This window comes from Sphingobium sp. DC-2 (genome assembly GCF_000722555.1).
GTDB classification, from domain to species: Bacteria; Pseudomonadota; Alphaproteobacteria; order Sphingomonadales; family Sphingomonadaceae; genus Sphingobium; species Sphingobium quisquiliarum.
In genome coordinates, this window is the sequence record NZ_JNAC01000078.1 from 1 (window position 1) to 811 (window position 811).

Here is an 811-nt window from a genome sequence, read left to right on the forward strand (position 1 = left end):
GACGAGAAGATCCGCGAACAGCGCGTTGCGCAGCCCATTACGGTCGCGAGCGCCGGGGCGCTCCGTGCCGTCAGGGGTGAGCCCGCGCAGGCCGACCTCGCGGAAAATGCGGTAGTCGTCCATCGTGACGAACCGGACATCCGATCGCCTGGCGACACGTTCATAGGCATCGTTGCGCGCCGCGATCATGCCGCGACGGCCACCTTGCGCCGGTCGCCACACGGCGCGGCGGCTGAACGGCGCGTCGGCGATCAACCCTTGCTGCTCGCCCCAACGGTAAAGGCGATCGAGGCTGGCGACGGCGCGGTTCCAGCTTGCCGCCGTTATCCGGTGATCGGCATCGTCGCGGCGTCGCTCACGATGATAGGCGTCGACATCGTCGCGGGTCGCAGCCCACACGGTCTTGCCGCAGGCATCGAGAAAACGAAGCCAGACTACGACATCATAGGCGTAGGCGCGAAGCGAGTGCCGCGAGCGGACGCCCGACAGCGGCAGGTCGAGAAAGAAGCGATCCAGATCGGGATCGTAGAGCGCGTCGTCGCGCTGGATCAGCGGCACATGCGCATCGAGGCCCCTGGCCTCGCGACGCTCGCAAACAGTAATGATCGACACCGGCGCGAAGCCCTCCCCCCGGACCCCCCACCCGGAAGCTGACCTTCACACCGATGCGCGCTATGGCCCGGCAGCTATCAGGCTGGCCTCCGCCAGCTCTTGGGTCAGCGCTACGGCCAGCCTGATTACTGCCTACCGTGGGCGTCCATCGCCGACCTTACTGCAATGTTGCGGACGGCGCAGACTGTCCAGATAAGGC

1 protein-coding gene is annotated in these 811 nt (G+C 66.7%); it reads right to left on the reverse strand.

The window, feature by feature from the left end; genetic code table 11:
- Positions 1-612 (reverse strand): site-specific integrase (locus tag ET21_RS0117370; RefSeq protein WP_030540652.1); only part of this gene is annotated, 612 nt, incomplete at its 3' end.
- Positions 613-811: the final 199 nt, after the last annotated feature.